This is a genomic window from Burkholderia alba, from assembly GCF_034721475.1.
GTDB lineage: Bacteria > Pseudomonadota > Gammaproteobacteria > Burkholderiales > Burkholderiaceae > Burkholderia > Burkholderia alba.
The window spans coordinates 79,862-99,786 of sequence record NZ_JAWJWL010000001.1 but is presented as its reverse complement, the minus strand read 5'-3'; the positions used below and the strand labels follow the sequence as shown (position 1 = coordinate 99,786).

13 protein-coding genes and 1 pseudogene are annotated in these 19,925 nt (G+C 52.4%); 6 read left to right on the top strand and 8 right to left on the bottom strand.

Translation table 11 applies throughout. The features are described from left to right. Positions 1-15: 15 nt before the first annotated feature. Positions 16-1,401, bottom strand: coding sequence for an amidase (locus RZR99_RS00410; RefSeq protein WP_323117748.1), 1,386 nt, complete (start codon positions 1,399-1,401; stop codon positions 16-18). 717 nt (positions 1,402-2,118) lie between these two features. Between RZR99_RS00410 and RZR99_RS00405 the strand changes: the two genes are divergently transcribed. Next, on the top strand, positions 2,119-2,754 hold the full coding sequence (locus tag RZR99_RS00405) for a hypothetical protein (RefSeq protein WP_323117747.1): 636 nt from the start codon (positions 2,119-2,121) through the stop codon (positions 2,752-2,754). A gap of 587 nt (positions 2,755-3,341) precedes the next feature. Here RZR99_RS00405 and RZR99_RS00400 read toward each other — a convergent pair. The 7 genes and pseudogenes from RZR99_RS00400 to RZR99_RS00370 all read right to left on the bottom strand — a co-directional run. After that, a pseudogene (locus RZR99_RS00400) lies at positions 3,342-3,725 on the bottom strand (integrase core domain-containing protein); the annotation flags it as partial. A 106-nt stretch (positions 3,726-3,831) separates the two neighbouring features. Then, positions 3,832-6,045, bottom strand: coding sequence for a sigma 54-interacting transcriptional regulator (locus tag RZR99_RS00395; protein WP_323117746.1), 2,214 nt, complete (start codon positions 6,043-6,045; stop codon positions 3,832-3,834). 80 nt (positions 6,046-6,125) lie between these two features. Beyond that, complete coding sequence (locus tag RZR99_RS00390; protein WP_323117745.1) at positions 6,126-6,494, bottom strand: hypothetical protein; 369 nt, start codon at positions 6,492-6,494, stop codon at positions 6,126-6,128. A 516-nt stretch (positions 6,495-7,010) separates the two neighbouring features. Then, a complete protein-coding gene (locus RZR99_RS00385; RefSeq protein ID WP_323117744.1) occupies positions 7,011-7,490 on the bottom strand; it encodes a glycoside hydrolase family 24 protein in 480 nt (159 codons plus the stop codon). 105 nt (positions 7,491-7,595) lie between these two features. Further along, the gene (locus tag RZR99_RS00380) at positions 7,596-7,970 is read right to left on the bottom strand and encodes a hypothetical protein (RefSeq protein ID WP_323117743.1); all 375 of its coding nucleotides are present in this window, start codon (positions 7,968-7,970) and stop codon (positions 7,596-7,598) included. A gap of 242 nt (positions 7,971-8,212) precedes the next feature. Further along, positions 8,213-9,337 (bottom strand): nitrilase-related carbon-nitrogen hydrolase, encoded by a 1,125-nt coding sequence (locus RZR99_RS00375; protein ID WP_323117742.1) that lies wholly within the window; start codon positions 9,335-9,337, stop codon positions 8,213-8,215. Positions 9,338-10,952: 1,615 nt separating this feature from the next. Next, positions 10,953-12,389, bottom strand: coding sequence for an MFS transporter (locus tag RZR99_RS00370; RefSeq protein ID WP_407655383.1), 1,437 nt, complete (start codon positions 12,387-12,389; stop codon positions 10,953-10,955). Between the two features lie 1,263 nt (positions 12,390-13,652). Between RZR99_RS00370 and RZR99_RS00365 the strand changes: the two genes are divergently transcribed. From RZR99_RS00365 to RZR99_RS00345, 5 genes are all read left to right on the top strand, one after another. After that, entirely contained in the window at positions 13,653-15,803 is a 2,151-nt protein-coding gene (locus RZR99_RS00365; protein ID WP_323117741.1) for a TULIP family P47-like protein, read from the top strand. A gap of 42 nt (positions 15,804-15,845) precedes the next feature. Then, positions 15,846-17,249 (top strand): TULIP family P47-like protein, encoded by a 1,404-nt coding sequence (locus RZR99_RS00360; protein ID WP_323117740.1) that lies wholly within the window; start codon positions 15,846-15,848, stop codon positions 17,247-17,249. An 85-nt stretch (positions 17,250-17,334) separates the two neighbouring features. After that, a complete protein-coding gene (locus RZR99_RS00355; protein ID WP_323117739.1) occupies positions 17,335-17,670 on the top strand; it encodes a hypothetical protein in 336 nt (111 codons plus the stop codon). Continuing rightward, on the top strand, positions 17,667-19,007 hold the full coding sequence (locus tag RZR99_RS00350) for a TULIP family P47-like protein (RefSeq protein ID WP_323117738.1): 1,341 nt from the start codon (positions 17,667-17,669) through the stop codon (positions 19,005-19,007). The genes RZR99_RS00355 and RZR99_RS00350 overlap by 4 nt, the downstream gene beginning before the upstream one ends. A gap of 539 nt (positions 19,008-19,546) precedes the next feature. Then, positions 19,547-19,708 carry a hypothetical protein gene (locus RZR99_RS00345; RefSeq protein WP_323117737.1) on the top strand — a complete coding sequence of 54 codons (162 nt, stop codon included), beginning with the start codon at positions 19,547-19,549 and terminating at the stop codon, positions 19,706-19,708. Positions 19,709-19,925 lie beyond the last annotated feature (217 nt).

The window sequence follows — 19,925 nt, the reverse complement described above, 5'->3', positions numbered from 1 at the left end:
CCTGTTCGTCTCGTATCAGAAAAGAAGCGCTTCGAGCGCCAGAGCAACGGCCAGCAACTTGTCGTCTTGACCTTGCGCGCGAAGAAGTTGAACACCTGTCGGCAAGCCCGCGACATCGACACCTGATGGCACGGCGATCGCCGGCGTATCAAGAAAGCTGCCGAGCATGGTAAGCGCGAGCGTCCGTAGATTGACCTCCGCGAAGTATGCCGGGTCGGCCTCGAGCGGCGCGAGCAACGGTGCGACGTGGGCGACGGTCGGTGCGATCAGTGTCGCCTCGCCCATTTCTTTGGCGAAGCGCGCGATGAATCCGGCGCGAACATCCAGCAGCGCCGTCAGGCGCGCGGCGGGAATCGCCCTCGCCCGCTCGAGTCGTACCCGCACACGTGAATCGAGACGCGTCGCGTCGTCACTGTCGAGCAGGCCTCGATATCGGTTAAACGCCTCAAGCGCGCCGAGCCAGCCCTGCCCTTCAATCAACTCATGCAGATCCGCAAGCACCGCAAGCGGACGAGTGACGATGTGCGCGCCGCCGGCTGCGAGTCGTTCGACGAAGCGCAACAATTGGCGTTCGACAACGGCATCGACTCGATAGCGCTCAAACAGCGTGGGATCGACAATGAAATAACAATCGCGCAGTGAAATCCGGCCGGTCGGGCAGGTGACGCCTCGGACAGCGTAATCGAACGCAACACAATCGGCGACATTGCGTGCCAGCGGTCCGAGCGTGTCGAGTGTCGTCGACAGCGGCATCACCCCATCGCGTTCGTAACGGGCGGTACTTGCGCGATACCCCACCAAGCCGTTGAACGCCGACGGAACCCGGATGGAGCCGGCTGTATCGGTGCCGATTGAAATCGGCACCACGCCAGTGGCAACGGCGACGGCGGCGCCGGACGACGAACCGCCCGGCACGCGCGCGCCGTTCTCCAGCAAAGGATTCGTCGGCGTGCCGAAATGGGGATTCAGACCGAGCCCTGAAAACGCGAGCTCGCTCAAATTGGTCTTGCCGATGCTGACCATCCCCGCCCGCGCGGCGGCCGCAACCAGCGCCGCATCGCAGACAGCCGGCGCTCGGTCGCGAAATACTGCTGCGCCACCAGTGGTGACCGTGCCGGCAACGTCAAAAAGATCTTTCCAAGCGATCGGCACGCCATCGAGCATGCTCCGCGGCCGCCCCACCCGCCAGCGCGTCGCCGCCGCTTCCGCTTCCGCGCATGCACGTTCCGGCATGACAGACAGAAACACCGTCGGCATCTCCGCCGCCCGGGCCAATGCGATTCTCGTCACCTTCACTGGATCGGCCGCGCCAACGGCATACGCACGCACCAGCGACTCAACCGTGGGAAACGACTCATCGACCATGATTTGACATAAATGGTTATTGAGAAACATATACATTTATATTGAAACTGTTCAATGAATGGACGGAAATCGGTGTTTACGCGGAGGTCACTTCAGCACCATTGCATCAAATGAACGACATCCAGGGAAAGAACGTGACGACTATCCCCACATCGCTGCATCGACCGCATCGACATCTGAAGCATTGGCAACGTTTAGAAAATAAATATTGGTTCCGAATACCGGCGGCGGCGAAAACCACGATGTCGATATTTTTTTGGTTCCCGCTGTCCGACATCCCGCCCCCACGACGACACAAGGCCTTTGCGACGTTGGCAGTCTCTTTTCCCGGCCATGTCGGTCATTTCGTTAACTCACCACCTCGACACAATCGAGCATTACAACTCAAAACGATTCACTCAATATAATAATGAACTTGATTTATCAACTCAAAATTGATAAATCAGATCGCTCGCCGACGAACCACCGGCATAAAATCAAAAAAATATATATCCGTCATTAAAAAATAAAACTCCATCCATCAATCATCTTTTGATATGATTAATCAAAAATTCATCACCGCGATCTGAACAACATATAAAATTAAAACGGGGTCACACCATCTGGGAAAAATTCATATCGAAGCATGATTTGCACACCCTCACCTCGAGTCACTCATTTTTATAAATTTCAACAAATATTTAATTTCATTTCACACATGATCATTAATCGCAACAAGAAAATCTTGCAAACACGAAACTATCAAATTTATCCGTGAATATGAATAATCCAAAAATTCAATTTCATCACTCCATTCGACGCCACTACCTGGCAGATAAGAATTACACTCGAGTTGTTCGCGACGTTAATGTTTGGCTACAAAAATTGGGACTACCACCCCAAACCCTTGCAATCGCGCGGGGTATGCGCATAGGTTCCGAGATCATACTGTTCGACTATATCGGCCCCTCCGCATTCCCGGATGGAACGCCGAGCCGAGCCTACGCATCAATTGAACGCCGAACGGGGAGCACGTGGTGCTGTTCGGCATTGTGGACAATCCATGTCGGTCAGGCGGCCAGACGCGGAACAATCTTGGCCGATGGCACATTCAAAATTGAAAATAACAAGAAGATTTCCTGGGCCGCAAAGGAATTTCAATCGATCCGACGCTTCGAGCGAGTCGTCAACTTGTCCAAACAACTGTCTCGAATGGCATTGATCGCCGGTGATCAATGGTCGGCCGCGCTTCTGAGACCCTATCCGAGGTACGTCGAATATCCACTGTGCTACAACGTCCCATTCTTGAACACGATCGCGGCGCCTCACTTAATCCATTCCATTTCTACACTGGAAAATTCACTAAAGAGAAGCGCCACAGACGAGTGCATCAACGCCGATCAAGAATAAATGTATCTTAATAATTAACTGAGAGACGACACCATGTCAATGATTAAACCCCGAGCTCCGTCAGCGCCCATTTTCCGTGTAATATTGATACAATCCATTTCATCACAGGATCACGTGGATTTCGATCGAAAAAATCAATTGATCGGCACGGCAGTGCTGCTGGCCATGCAACGAGGAGTATTCGACGAATCCGTGTTCCAGTACGTGTTGGACAGTGGACTCACGCACCCTGACGATAGAGCGCTATTCAACCTGGATTGACGATCTCGTCGGCGAGCGCGAACAGCTGACAGGCCGCCGCGCTCCCGCAATCGAGACGACGTCGCCTGAATGCGCGCCGGCAACGAGAAGATAGAAGGCCCGCGAATCAGTCCTTCAGAACGGCGCGCAACAGTCCGGGACGACGTTGATACGCGCGTCGCGCAGCCGGTTGCATCGTTCATCGTGATGCGCGGGAATCTCGCCCGGCAACTTAACTGCATGTGGCCCATGAAATCCATATCGGTGCCGATCACAGTACCTGACCTGAAACGGAAGTTTCTGACCAAGCAGACGGTGAGTTTCGCGTCGATATTGCCGGCATCCCGTCAGGCTCGACGGACCGTGGCCGGAGGTTCGTAACGATGTGCGATATGAGGCCGGCGTTTGTTGTAAAACTGTCGCCAGCGTTCGATGAGTACCTTGGCCTCGGCACGGCTGCGGAACCATTCGCGATGCAGCCATTCGTCGCGCAGCGTGCCGTTGAGGTTTTCGACAAATCCGTTGTGCCACAGACTGCCATGCACGATGCAGGCCGGGTCGATTGCAGCATCTTGCAACCAGCGCATAACCTTGACAGCGGTAAATTCGGCGCCGTTGTCCGCCCGCGCGAACGCGTGCCTTAGCCCCTATAACAACCGCCTCAGCCGCGACAGCGTCAGAATCGCATCCTGCGAGCACAGGCTGGCGCCAACCTCGATTGCCAGGCACTCGGGGGGATGCATCGACGTGGCCTCCCTCCACGACTCAAACTCGTCGTCCAATGGCGTGCGCCGAGGCGCGCTTAAGCGCGAATGAACGCACAACGGATGGGCGGAATCACGAACGCAAGTGATCCAGCAACTGCCATGCGCGGGCATGGCTCGGTGGCGAATGTGCTTGAGAGACGCCTTGCAAGGCGTGACTCAGGATCTCAATGGCTTGCGCGGGCCGATCCTCTCGCTTCAACATCGCCAATTGATACGCTGCGGCAATGCGCGCGGGAACGGACCCGATCGCTCTGGCCGTCAATAATGCGCTGTGCAATCTCTGCTCGGCTTCCTCGCGATTGCCCAGCGCCCACTTTGCTCGCGCAATCTGCACGAGCATTTCGCCCAAATATGTACGGTCCTGATGCTGCAAAACATTATCAAGTGCTTGAGTAATCACATCGATGCAACGCTGCTCCTCCCCCATATTCAACAACATGTCAGCAAAATGCCAGGCATGAAAAGATCCCAACAGGTTATTGCCGTGCAATTGCGTGTAGTGCTGGTAAGCGTCTTGCATACATTTCTCAGCCTCCTCGTAACACCCTTTCCACGCAAGATGGTAGCCACGAAACACCTTCGCCCTATCTTCGTAAAAACTAAATCCGTGGGCCACCGATAGATTCTCGAGGGCGGTCGAGATTTCACCAAGCAGCTCGACCTCTTCAAACGAACAAGCCAGCCAAGCCGCTCCTTGCAAAGCAATCGCACAACTAAAAGCGTGCGACGGTTGCCGCGACGAACGTGTGATGAGCCTCTCCATTGCCGCACGCGCCTGATCATAGGCGCCGATCTGGAAGGCCGAGAGTCCTTCCGCGGTCAATGCCATCTCCGCGAGATCAAAGCCTTGGATGCCCACGCGAACATCGTCACGATTGATGCTCAATAAACCGCCACGGCCCAAGTAGGCCAGTGCTTCCTCATAATCACCCAATAGGAAAAGGGTGCTCGACATCGCGACATGCGCCTCGTCCAACGCATTTCGATCGTCGATGCGCTGCGCGCGTAAAAGCATATCCAGTGCCGTAGCACGAGCTTTGCTCAAGTCCAAGGTCATGAGTTGGGAAACCCATATGCCGAACCGAATGGCAGACCATTCCAGTTCACCTTCTTTCCCCTGACTGATCTTCAACGCATCTTCATAGCAAACGCGTACTTTGTCACTCGACCAGCCATGGACTCCACGCAGGCAGATGCCCAGCAATCTCAATGCCTCCAGTCGACGTGACACTTCCGTTCGTTCGTCACCATCGAATCGCTCGAGGTAGTGGCGCAGTGCTGGAATTGCCGCCGAGAATTGGGATACTTCAACCAGCCCGCGCACTTGCATCAAGAGCGTATCGGCGGCATGAATGTTGGCTTCCCTCACCTTAAGCCGCCGCTCCACGGTCTTGCGGCTCACACCCAGCAGCCTTGCCGCGACTGTCTTGTTGCCCTGGCTTCGTTGCAAGGCTCGATCGATGAGCAAGCTCTCGGCAAAGGCCAGCTTATTGCTCCCCTCGAGTAGAAGCAAGGTATCCGCCAGCGCATGATGGGAGTTGTCGGGACGTTCAACAGGCATCAGAAAAGAGTCCAACGTGAGAACGTCGACACAAGTGCTTTCAGACAGAACGCTCAGTTTTTCGATAACATTGCGCAATTGCCTGACGTTTCCCGGCCAAGGCTGTTGATACAATCGCTGCATAGCGTCCGAAGTGAAGGTGAGCTTACGTGGCTGGATGCTGGCAAAATACTCGACAAGCGCGGGTATATCTTCTCGCCGCTCGTTGAGGCCCGGCAGATCCAGCACGAAAACAGCCAACCGATAATATAGATCCTCCCTGAAGTGTCCCATCTTCACCATGGACACCAGGTCGCGATGGGTCGCCGCAATGATCCGGCCTTCGAATGGCAAGCTATTTGAAGCGCCAACTTGGCGAAAGCAACGTGTCTCGAACACCCGAAGGAGTTTGGGCTGTAGAGACAGGGGCAACTCTCCGATTTCGTCGAGAAAAAGCGTCCCTTTTCCGACTTCCTGAAAAAATCCGCTGCGCGTGTTGGAGGCGCCGGTAAATGCGCCCCTGACATGGCCAAACAGTTCCGATTCGACCAAATTCTCCGGGATGGCGCCACAATTCACATCGATGAATGGCGCATTGGCTCGAGGACTCACCGAATGCACGCGTTGAGCGAGCACCTCCTTGCCCGCGCCGGTCGGGCCGTTGATCAGCACCGGTCGATCAGTTGGGGCGATGCGTTCGATCAGTTGGTTGAGATGTCGCCAAGTAGGTGAAGTGCCGATCATTTCGGTCGACGCTCCTTTATATGCAGACGAACGGGAAGACAAAGCAACGACGCCCTCCTGCACACCGGGAGGCACTTGAGTCAGCATCCGGGGCATGGCGTCAACCTCGAGTATGCGACAGCGCGTGTGGCAAATTGACTCTCATCAAGATGCATGGAGATATCGGCGTCGACTTTTGTCTCGCCCGGTATTAACAAAAGCATCTTGGATACCATCCCCTTTGCCCCACTACTCTCGGTCACCAAGCTCTTATCGCGACATGAATTAAATAATAAAATATCCCTCCATGGAAAAATTTGACGAAAGGCGTCAATTTCATCAAATAAAAATTCAATTTTCAAATCCTCGATTGATACACTCCCGCTTATATGCAGCCCTATTGATTCTACTGCGCAAGGAAAAACTTCTTCGCCATACTCAACAACACCCTCGACATTGGCATTTCTCATCTCTTATTCTCGATCAATCGAAACATCCAAATCAGCACATATCGTCGCCGCATCACACTCACACTGCCGACATCTCAAACCGAATCATTTCAAATAAATAAATAAAATATGCCGTAAAATTTTCCGGCAGCTCTCGTGACGGGAGCCGAAAAAGCTCATGGCACGGGCTACGCGGTCGCTACCCTAGTAATTCATACAGGTATTGCTTCGCACCATTTGATAATTAAGCCACATATTCACTTACAAAAAAATGGATATTGATATCAATGTGCATTCAATCTCACACCAATGTTGATTCTTTTGTATTGGAGTAAACCCTATAATATTCGACATCATCAAAAATATAACTCCCTCAAAAAATAATTCGCGTCGCCATATTTTTTTAATACATTAATTAAAAATTCCGCATCGATTTACATTAGCCTACACGATCACGCCAATCGATCAGACAAGCACGCATTTCCAGTTCGGAACCATAGTGCCACGCCAATTAAATGACCAAAAAAATTAACAATATCAAAGCACTACGCCACCCTTTTTTAGATAAACCTGGCGCAGCGCACCCAACGAGTGCTCGGGTTGCTCGTAACCAGCTCCGGGAAGGCTGGCCCATAAGTTCCTAACTTTATAAACCGCCAGATCAAAGTTACCCGAATCAATCAAGCCCAACGCGCCGTGTTCCTTAATTAACTGAATAGCCCACGAATCCTGAGAATCCGGCCCGAAATCAGACAAATTAAGCAATCTACGATAATGAGACCAGTCTTTGAGCATGAACTGATAGCGCCCGGACGCATTGGAGGTCAGCCCTCTACTATTAATTAATTTAGATGCACGGCCGCGTTCAAATGGATGCGTGCTGTAATCCGTGAAAATTTCCGGCCTTCCATCTATCCCCGTAACAATGACATCGTAGCCGTCATTCCGCGTTGCGGGACTGATGCTGGTACCCTCTGCCACCGCCAGCATATCTAAAAATGCCTTTCTATTTTGCATCTCTCTCTCCCTACAATAGAGTTATAAATCTCCCCAAAGTCTGAAAATTTCCTCACCGCCCATCTTCGACAATTAAATCTCCCCATCAATTTATTAAAATTTCTTTTATTTATTTTCATCAAGCCTCTCCTCCAAAAATCGAATACGCTCTTGAGACAACATCAGTTCACGGTTTTGCCCCTCCAACTGCTCAAGCACCCCCTTCAATTGACCTTTAAGCTCCCAAACCTGCTGAAATGCATCATTCCGTTCCTTTGCGAACTGATCGACGCGTTGATCGGCGCTCACTCGTGCTTCGCGCTCTGCCTTCAGGAGACCCTCATAAACCGCCAGTGCTTTGATTTGTCCTGATGCATCGGCTCCAGTCATCTCTCGCTGACTGCGTTCCCGCCACATCCAGACCACGGCCGACACCGCAATCGCAAGCACCCCTCCCACCACACCTTTCAACTCCGTGAATAATTTAATTAAATCGTCCATCCGTAGCCCCCCTCATGCCCGACGCATTCGTCATGAAATGTTTATGAGCGTCATAATTTTTTATAAAAAACACGACTCCATCCCAACATTATTGTCCCCCTCGATCACGTCAACCGCACAAGCAGAAACCTCAAATTCAATGACGAATCACAAACTTCCTTGAAAATAAAAATATTAAGAATAAATAGATTTGGACTCCGATTACTTGGAGTCCAAATTTACATAGTTAAACCATAAATATCTTACGTCGATACTTTCTGACAGCTATTTTTATTATCGTCAGGACGGTCCGGATCTTGATGCTGCTTGGGCTCATCAGGATATCGATATTTCTTTCCGCCCGGAAAATCAGCCTCCATCGATGTCATGACTCCGTATATTTCCGGACGTCGGTTTATCAGATAATCCGTGTCAGGAGGTTGGGTACTCGGGAAATCACAGATAATGCAATCAGCGATCAACAATGTGTCTTGATTTCCAAAGGCCTTCACCAGCGGCTTCCCATAAGGGCTGCATATGATGCTGTTCCCGGAATACTCGAGAACGTTCTCCTGCTTTTCATTCTCTAATTTAAACTCCCAACTTGCTCGATTTCCATAACTGCAAAAATTCTGATTTTGCAAAGCATTGGCGGGGATGTAATGCTCAGAAATATCCGGGTAAGGCTCACTCTGCCCGGGCAGCTTGGAATTTGGTGCCGCAGTCGGCATTGCGGAAATCAACGCCCCGTTGAGCGCCAGTGACCGAGCAACCTCCGGAAATTCCGCGTCATAGCAAATAGCCACGCCAACAGGAATCCCATTGATCTCGAATGTCCGGAAAGGATTATCTGTATCACCATATTCCGGGATACGGAACCAGCGTCGTTCGTCAATTCCCCACAGGTGATTCTTGAACTGCATGCCTAGCTTCTTGCCATCAGCATCAAAAACAACAGCGGCATCATAAATTCCATCATTCCCTTTTGGATCGCTCCCAGCATACGGCAAGGGGCAAATAATCGCGATGTTTCTATACTTTGCAATTTTCGAGATCGGCCCCGATTCTTCCAGATAGCCATTATTCTTAATATATTCCGCAGTTTCCTTAACCGTCCTTACGGGCTCATCCGATTTATCGGTTTCACCGAATTCATACCCAGATAGAAATAACTCCGGGAAGCTGATGAGTTGACTGTTGTAAAAACCAGCCATCTCACAAGCTTCCTCCAATGTACCGAAATTGAACGCGATCGCTTCCTTGATAGTACTGAGCGTAGCCACTTGACTCGGCCCTTGTGCAATGGCATACCGCACTCCTTTGTTTACCGAGGGCGGCGTGTTCCGACGAAAATAGCTTTGAATGACGGGATCAAACGTGTGAGTCATGATATTTCCTCTTGAAAATTTTCGATAAGTAACTTTACTGATGCCATCTTGAATTCATAATGTCCAGCAACTTCCCTGATTTATCGCCTGATTCTTAACCCATGTGATTCATGGCTTGCAACCCAAGATCACTGAAATTTGCTTGCTCGAACTCAAGCTTATTCATGATGAATAAATCCCCTCCCAATTCATCATAAGATCATATGAATCTTTTCGCCAAAATCACGATCAGCGAAAATCTTTTTCGATCTAAACTCCAACCGCTACTCCGGCCGAATATTATTGCCAATCCATCATCAATTGATTCATTTAAACATCAAACAATTAATTGAAATTTACTTCATTTAAAAACGCCCTCCTTATTAATGATCCACTTCCAATTCGCCGATCATCTCATCATGATTGCGACGAACAAGAATGAAGCTCTTTCATGATCGACATCTCCGATCTCATCAGGGATATACGGCGACTACACCGGGATACAGTCAGCAGCATCACGAGAACGCCGTAGATCGGAGATCACACTTACGCAATAGCTATGCCAAGTACGCTAAGGTCCTGCTTTTATGGAAATTTCCATATGTCGCGCGGTTGGCACAGATTTGGATGGACGGATTGGACTACTCGATGCTCTTCAACCGTGGACGGTATCGTCCACCTCGCTGGATATCGAGATTCAGTGTCGAGTTTGCGAGCCGGGTGGTCCTCCCGAACTCCCTGCTCAAATAGCTTCGCTGCGTTCTTACGAAACCGAAGTCCGGATGGATTCGACACGCCGTGGTTAAGATAACGAAACCATGTCGCGTCGTATTTCAAACCGATCGTTCGTATCGCGACTTCCGTGATGGATGTCCAGCGTCATCCTACGAAGGGCATGCCAAGGTAATCACGGGGAGCATCACGGCCGAAACCGGGCAGGAGTATTTTCGTGAAAAGGTTCGGCTATGCGAGCGCGCGGCGCGCAACCCATTCCCGCACGATCGCGCGCGCATAAATGAGGCGGGCGGAGGAAACCGGACCGACTATCCGAGGTGCGTAATCTCGACAGTCACCGACGAACCGGCCATGAGAAAACGCTTCGACTGGCTGCAAGCCCACATCGTCGGCCCAAGCCGGGCACCATGCGGCACGTTTGATGCGTGAAGCATTCGATCAGGGCTATGCGTGCAGTGACGAGCGAATGCGCACTTGCGTGTGTCGGTGGCGCGAAACAGGAATTCGGGCGCCCAAGCGCAAAGCGTTCCAGCCAAGCGAGGGGGCCCGGTTCGATTGACTCTGCGGCTGCGCTTCCGTCGGGAGACGATATCTGCGGCTGAAGTCGCACATGCCAAGCTCGACTCCGATCATGCACGCTTGTTGATAGGCTATCCGAAGCAAAATCGCGAAATTCTGCTCGATACGCACATTTTCAGGTTTTAAGCCTTCATGACGCGCCGCGATGCTGAATCTACGGCAACATGAAACGACCACGATCGAGTCATGCCAAAGCAACCGCGCGCTCAATGAAACGGGCACTCAGCGCAAAGGACCTGCGGCGTCACAGGCCCGGAAGCCGGTTTGCGCGACCAGCCCGGGCATGAGTGTCTTGCCCGGCGCGTGAGTGCAAATCGTATGGCTACTTCACGGACGCAGGATCCACATGTCTCGCAAACGCCATGCAAATCCCGGACAAGGTACATGGAATCGCGCCCCAATACAGCGCGGCTTGTACCCATCCTTCCCCGCCGGAAAGCGTATGCGTGATACCAAAACCCGCGCAGATTGCGCCGAGTTGGCCGCATGCGTTGACAAATGCACCGGCGGTCGCGCGGACGTGACTGGGAAAACTCTCGCCAATCAGGAACAAATTGGCCGAGTACGGTCCGATCATGAAGAATAGCCCGAGCGAATACAGCGGTACGATTTTCCAAAAGTCGCCATCGGGCGCTTTCAGCATCAGGGCGAACGCAATGCCGCCGATGATCCAACCTATCGACACGGTGTTACGTCGACCGATCTTGTCTCCGAGCCATCCATGAAACAAATACCCGAGAAAGCCCGCGAGATTCGACACGATCAGCACGTCGAGCGCGCTCGTGAACGCAACTTGCTTGCCCGCCGTCCCACCGGCCCCTGAAAGCACCGACGTGCCCAGAACCGCGAAGATCACGATGGCAAACCAGTTGAGAAACGTGCTCAGCGACAGTGCGAGCGTCGGCCTCAGCAGCTTGCCGCGAAAGATGGTTCCGATGCCCGCCCGGCTGTGCTGATCCGGATCGATGTGCCAGTGCCGGGCCAGTGCGTCCGCCTCTTGCAATTGAGCATTTGAGCGGAGCTGCCTGATGCGCCGGCCGACCTCGAATTGCGGCGTCTCGACGAGCCCTCTCCCCAAGAGCGCGATGATGACGGCGGGAAACATTGCGAAGATGAACGAAGTAGCCCACCCGCCGCCCGGCCCAAACAGATGCTCGCCGATCGGGTACAGAACGCCCACCAGCGCCGCGGTCAGCACGGCACCGATCGGCCAGCCGCCCTGGACAAGCGCGTAGATAAACCCGCGACGACCCGTCGCTTTTTCATCCGTATGGACGACCGCAAACAATTCGCTCAAGTACACCGCGTTGATGGACTGCTCGCTATATCCAAGCCCGGCAAGCGACCGCACGAGAATCAGCAGCACGATGCCGATGCCGGCGGATACGCCGATGACCCACCCCGCAACCGCCGTCAGGCCGGAACAGAGCGCAGCGCCCACGACGGCGAGGATGATCCCCTTCTTGCGCCCCAACCGATCGACGATTGGACCAATTCCGAATGCCACAATCGCGGTTCCTAGCGTCACCCAGGTATTGATGTAGGTCTGCGTGCCCGCGCTCCAATGGAAATGCTCGCCAAGGCGCGGCAGCAGCGTGCCGAACAAGATGAAGTCGTATACGGCGAACACCCAAGCGAAGAAGCAAACATACGTTGCGTATTTCACCTGCTGCTTGCTCACCGTCGCCGGCGCCCAGGCAGACGGATCGCTTCCCGCCATGTCGTATTGCTCGCACTGCTGCTTCAAGACATCGGTCATCACTCCTCCTCATGCTCGTTGGTATTGACTTAGTTCATGAAAACCCGTCTCCGTTTTCCCCTCGCCTTGGCCTGCGACCTGACACAGGCCGTCTACTTCCGATGCCCAATCGGCGACACGGGGCGACACGGGCTAGCCCACCAGATGTTTAGGCATGCAAATAAAGTGCCAGGCGACTCCGATTACCCGGTCTCAATGGTTTCAGCATGCGGACTTTCCATGCTGATTCCATCCCTTCTACAGAAACATGGCGGACGACTCCTCCTAGCCGGCTGGTCGGGCAACTTCGTTTGTTTGCCATCACCATACCGGCCGCGATCCAGTGTCTTTACTTCACACGAATGTATATTGTCGACATAGTTCATTTTATACGTAAAAAAAATGCCGATATGACCTCGCGGGTAGGTGCTATCCCTATTCATCGATCCCACGTCGACATCGCCCAACGCCGCTCCACGACACCCAACGCAGATGTTCTCGTCCAGCAAAACCGACAAGCAACGGACCGGAAGGATGGAAACGAACCCGGCGTTCATCCCCTCCCAGCGCGGACAAATCGATCGATCGCAAGCCGAGCATCGCCGCCAGCCCGACCGGCGTGGTCGTGTGCGCTGTTCTATCTGCATCGAATCCCGGTCCGTGGGGCGATGCAATATCGAGCATCCAAAGAACTACCTTCGTCTGCCAAGTCAGCGCCTCTCGCGAGCGCCAACGGCGGCTGGAATTGACACGACCGCCGAAACAGATGCCTCAGTCGCTACCGGCATCACTGTTGGCGTGGCGTAAAGGCGCATTTCGGACGGCGCAAGCTCGAGCACAGAGCTCAAGGAAGCCGAAGGCTGTCTTTGCCTTGAGCGGCGCCACCTCAGCCTAGAGGGGGCGAATCGCGTTCGGCGTGTCCCCATCGCCTTGGGCGACAACATGGCTCATGCGTCGGCTCATGAAATTGAGCGTGTAGAAATAGATCAAGCCGCGAGCAGGCTCCGAGCAGCTTGAACGCTGCGCACCGGCACGGAGCACACGCCACGCGACGAATAGCTCGGCGGTGCATGCACTCAGATCGGCACGCTTCTTCCCTCATTGCTCACGAGACGGCGTGGCGATTGGCCGATCTCGTCCAATCGCCACGCAACCCGGATGGACTGATCCGTCCACTCCCGCAATCCCGACTATGGCATCCATTCGATTTTTCGATACGGAACAACGCGTTAGCAATTTGGCATGGTTGTTGCAAAAGGTGGGTTTCTCATATCAGGAGGTGCCATGAATCAAAAATTGTTTGCTCGCGCCGAACAGCCCACCGGCAGCTCAAGCGCGGATACTTACGGCTGGGACAGTGTCTTCGCCATTTATTTCGATGGCGCCAACGCGGCTATCAAAGCGTCCTGGAGCACCATCGACAACAACGCCAAACACATCGTCCAGAGCGCGGACGACGACGACAGCTACAAAATCGATGCGACATTCGGCCCCTGGCAATTGACGCCGGGTGGGGACGGAAAAAATGTTCGCATGCAATGCCCCATCACATCGGGAACGTATTTCACCAAAGAGAAGAACTATCCCCTCGCTGGCGTCGACGTGTTCATCGAAGTCGGCATGGAGTGGATTCCCAATCCCGATCAGTTCGCCTTCGTGATGAGTGGAAATACGCTGATCGACACAATCCGCGCGTCCTTGGACGGAAATCAGATTCCCTCCCAACTAAAAGATGAGTTCTCCAACAAAGGGAAAAAATTATCCGACAAATCCACTGCTCAACTTATAAAGAAAAACAAGAACGGCAAGGGAGTCGAGTGGATTATTTCCGATGATCACATTAATTTTTACCTCTTTTACCAAGAAGACAAAGAAAAGAGCAAAGATGAATTCATCAATGTTTATCAATACGAAAAAAGCTGGGAAGTCAACCTCAAGATCATACAAGATGAAATAATTGACGGCGAACCGGCGATTCTTATTTTCAATATCACGCACAACCCAACCGAAGGAATTGCAGCCACGGTCTTACCTGAGTTGTTCAGCATCTGGTTTAATAAAAACGTAGGGGAATTTAATCACGTTTTTTCGAGCTTGAATTTGGATCCCATCATCTCCAAATCTCCGCAATTCTCCTGGCTCAGCCCTATCGAAGCGAGCTACGCGGTAATCGACAACGGCCCCACTGACTCAAGCATTTTCAGTGTGCTGTCCATGACAACCCAAAACATAAGTGCGGCTAGCCACCAAGTATCACCGAATGCCATTCCCAGTGGGGCAGATGCGGGTTTCCTCATTAGCAGCCGACTTTTCGTCAAGAACATGCTGCTGGTCGGCGCACGCGCGCTCTTCAAGGGCTCCAAAGACGATGATTTTCTGATCACCAATGATGGACTCACTGTTATAAATGATAAGGATTTGCTTCTTGGAAAATTCGAAATGGACGAGAAGAAGCAAGGAACTATCAACGCGAAATCATTCCCAGATGAACTTGACGATTCCAAAATCTCTCAAGACTTGAGAGACGATCTCGCCGAAATATTTTTCGTATCCGATCAATACAAAGTTGACGTAATCGTTTCCGGAGAGCAATGGCTATTGAGCAAGGGCGACAATAGTAGTGAATATATACTTCACCTCACCAAAAAAACAATCGACGTTTACATTTCCACTGAGATAAAAATTCAGCGTGGCGGTTTTGAAATTACGCTACAGGACAATAGCGCTGAAATTAAATTCATTGATTTAACTTATTCTGCCAATTCAGATTTCAATGTTCATATAAATTATACAGAGAATTTGAAGCTCACACTTCAAAAGAAAGGCAATAAAAATATACTCTGGTTCGACCCAATCACGAACCCAAAACTCGACGTAACTGTAACCAAGACTGATTCCGCAATAAATCGCCTAACAATTGAAGCAGGTGTCGGCGCGGGATTGGCGCTACTGTTTGCCATTGGTCCTATTGGATATTCATGCATCGCGCGTTGCGTAGCCAATGCTGAAATTGCTGAAACCTCTGAAAATTCGGTTAGAGCCTTTCTTAATGAAGGTCTTCTAGCCCCGACCGATGATGGAGTTGCTGCAGCCTTAGCCGAAGAAGTAGTAGCGGCGATGGCTCAGCGGAGTGAGGGCATGTTGACCTCCATCGGCACAGCGCTTAACGCTCCACGCTGGATGGTCGTCGCCGCTCTCGCCAGCATTACAGCATTGATTGTCACCTTCGATGAAAAAGTCATCAATAGACATCTTGAAAACATGGCGCACAAGCAATGGGACAAGCTCCCCGGATTCGATGAATTCGCTCAATCGATAATCAACCCATACGCATTCCCTCAGATCGACGGGTTTGATCTAGTCAGTGCTCAGATTGCGGGCAGTCTACAAATTGGATTCAAAACGAAATACAGCAACCAATCGATTCATCAATGATTTCATATAGTTTGACCAATATATTTTCATGGAAATTTAATAATGTACAACACGGAAGCCAATGAACAGGCTGTATACACATACGGCTGGGATACCGTTTTTTCCATCCCGGCCAAAGATGTGAATCAAGCCATCAGGAATCATCATTCCAGCCCGAAGAACTTCACGATCGACTATCCCACCTTCACGGTCCAAGCGGACTTTGAAGACTGGCAGATTTGCCCAGGTGGTGACGGAAAGAACGTGCGGTTGAGCCTGCCCATGAAGAATGGAAAGATTCATTACACCAAGACAAACAAAGAATTTAGTTTCAACTCCGGCCATGCCATAGTGGAAATTCGGCTTCACTATATTCCGCACACAGACAATGAAGAAGGCAACAACGGCCAGCAACACGCCTTGGTTGCGCTGAATCAGGTCATCGACGACGTGCCTGTCATGAGCGTCGTCTCGTTGACGACGGACCCGCCGCTGGCTACCGTCTCAAACGCTCTCACGATGAAGGCACTGTCGGATTGGGGCAACGCGAATCTCGGCGATTTCTCGCACGTGTTTGCAACAGTGGATCTCAACCGCTCCGTGGATCGCGAGCAATGGGGATTCGTCACCCCCAATTACACGAGCTATGCCTACCTCGACCATTCTTCTTTTGACGACAGTCTATTCGCAGTGCTAACCATGACGCAGGATAGAACCGGCGACTCGATATCCGAGGAAATGAGCCCGTTGGCTATCCCTCGAGGGAGCGTGGCGGGTTTCCTGATCAGCCAAGCTCGCTGGCTCTACGACTTGGTCAGACCGGCGGTCATGCAGGCGTACCCGGGGCTTACCGAGAAAAATTTCCTGATGACCGCGGATGCGACTCAACTTTATCTCACCGACGGCTGCTCGGTCGCACTCAGTCCTGTCCAACATGGTGGCGTCACCTACTACCCCAAGCTCACGCAATTGAAAATCTCCTCGAATGGTCAGATTCTCACGCTCACCAGCTTCACCGAAACCGAGATCGTGCCGGGCATCATCGCCACTTGCCAATCCGATCACTGGTACAAGATAACGCTTGGCAATGCGTCGGCCGGACAAACCATTCTGTTCCAGGAAGCGCAGAAGCCCAGCATCGTCCATGAGATCCACCAAACTCAAGGTAGTCACATCGCGCAGATCGTCATCGATGTCATCGCCGCCATCGCTTTGATCATTTTGACGATTCTCACCAGCGGGATGGCGTTGATTCTCGGTGGACTCGTCATCGGTTTGATCGTCGGGGCGAATCATATCGTTCCTGCATTGATCGAGAAAGCCAACAAGGATGACAGCCCGGCAATCGATCTGTTGATCGCCAATGCTGTGTCACCCATACGCTGGAATTCCAGCAAGGCTTTCAAACTCGACTATGCCGGTCTGAATATGTCTCTTCAGCTCGGCGGCAACCCGACGTTTACCTGACCGACTTTACGGCCCGTAGCGTCGCGCCTGCCTTCCTTCATTGCAGCGCGCGAATTCAACCACCAATGTGACCGATCGATACACCATGAAAACCTTTCCTAGCGACCGCTTCGTGAGGCTGCGCCTCCCAAGCCCCGACGAGCATCACGTCACGGCGACACTGGTTCAGCGTCCCGCCGGGGCTGACTCAAGGACCCTCCCTCATCCGTTGTTGGATCAACTGATTCAGGACGACCCCTCGCGCGGCACGCTGATCGCAGCGCAGCTTGCTGAACTCGCTCGACATGAGAATGCCCTGTTCGCTTGGCTCGAACTCGACAGCGAAAACGTCAAACTCTATCTCGACGACCCCATCGCGGCATTGCGGCAGGCACTGCCTAATTTAGCGGATGACTTTTTTCAAGCCTGGGAGTTATCTTGAAAACTTACGATTATCAATATGCCTATGCGATCAGCATTGATGAAGTTAATGACATGCTGAAGCGCAATCTAGCCGCGGTTCCCATGCGGATGCAGTTCAGCACGACGGACGGCGATACGGGTTCGAAGATCTCGCTCAACGCCGAGCTCTCTCCGTGGAGTATCGTCAGAGGCGGCCAAAATACCCTGCTTAGAGTCAACGTTCCGATCTCGCAGGGTCGCCTGACGCTCGAGGGAGGTGCGATCACCGGAGACTACGATCTCGCCACCGTGTCGGTCATCGTGGAAATTCGCCTTGGTTGGATCGGAGCGGGCACGCAGCAGGAAGCACAAGGGGCAAGTGGTCATACCCAACTGATCTTCGAGCCATCCGAGGCCCAAGGCCAAGATTCGCCAGGCAATGTCTCCGTCATCAAACCCATCGATCCTAATAAGAAGCTCGATCCCGTCGCATCGGCACTCTTGCAGTCCTACTTCGCAAGCGCCCTTCGCACCAATAAGGAGGCGCTCAAATATATTCTGGCCAATGTCAACCCGGCGCCGGCGTCGGTTGCCTCTTGGTTGAATCCGAAGCGATGGAATTACTACTACACCGAGACATCTTCGGCGGCCGCTCTTTGTTTTCTGTGCATGCTCGACGATACGCCTCTGCCTTCACCCAAATTCGATTCCACGTCACTCGATTCGAAGAGCAACGTCACCGTTCTCGTCAGCCAAGAGACTTTCTTCAATCACGTCGTTCTTCCTGGTGTCGAGGCAGCCTTTCCTTCGGCATCGTTCTCTCTTTCGTGTACCAACGATCAATGCGCGATCACGAACCAACATAGCTTCGACTTCGAGAAGGTTACCGTTAATAATTTCGAAATCAGAACCAGCCATGACGGCAATGGTCTCAGTTGCAATGCGTCTGGCGGCGGTCCACTCAAATTTCTGTTCGGATTGGCCAATCTTCCAGATGCCAGCTACTGGTGGAGTGTTGGGACAGTCAATCCGCTTGTTTTCAAAGATCCGGCAGTCAGCTTCGCGGAGGATCCGAATCCCAAGTTGGCGCATGATCAGACTGTATATTGGTATGACTGGATCTTGCTTGCTGTGGTGGGGATCGCCAACGCAGTAGGACTTGCATCGACGATCTACGACCTCGTCAATCATTTTTCGGACGGCGTGAACAAGACGGGGATGTCGTCGATCAACAGCCATATTCAAAAGGCGACCGGCGGCAACATAGCCTCATTGAGTAATCTGCTTGCCTGGCGAGGCGATGCTCGGCATTTCGTCGCTCACACTGCCGGGCTGAATGGTGCGTTCTACGTACAAGGAACCTACCGTAGCACTTAACCGAGCATGCTAGCCGAGCACCGAATGGACAGATGCCATGTATCCCTCTTGCAAGTTTGCATGGCGCTGCGGTATTCAATCCAGTCGATCTCTCATGTTTCAGACCAATGTCAGCCAACAAGACAAAAATCACTTCGAGCGTCAGCGGCGGAAAGTTCGGCCGTTGATTCCGGATTTCCATTTCCCAAGCCATCAACGCCACGGCGAATAGATAATTATACGGCCCATCTTTCGTCTTATTATTTTCACATTTTAAACATCGACAATGACTTTATTCTCTGTAGCTTTCCAAGCGAAACTTAATTTAAATGGCAAAAAAATCTCGTTTGCCGCGACGCGATCGAATATTTTTACTCAAGATGGTGCCGATATTTATAGATTCACATCAAGATTATGATACGCGTTCGCCATGATAATGCCCTGCTCGAAGCATGCCGGCCATCCCGCATCCGGCAATCGATCGTAGCTGCGATAGGCTACGGCCTGTTGATTGGCACGGGATGGTATCTGCTCGTCGCCGTGTGCGCGGGAGATTCACCATGACGCCGTTCGATTATCTCGGCGCGTTGCTCGATTGGTGCTACGCGAAAAATAAAGCACTCGGCTTCGTCGTGGCCACATTGATCGCGATTGGCGCTGCGGTTGCCGTCGCCTATCTCAACCAGGACGGCGCGACCTTACGCATCGCGAAGAGGATATGACGCTGAGCCCATTTGGTTGATTCAATTTTCGCCTCGTCCTGATTTGACGCATGTCTACGCCCCTGGGCTGGCCGAATCACCCCGGATAGCGCGCTGGCCGACGGATTTCGTCGGCGCCATCCATCGCAGCGCGAGATCACGATCACGTCATCGCACTCGCGCCAGACCTTGTTCTAGCGCCGGCATCCTCGAATAGCAGAACCTCCGGTCAGCGCCC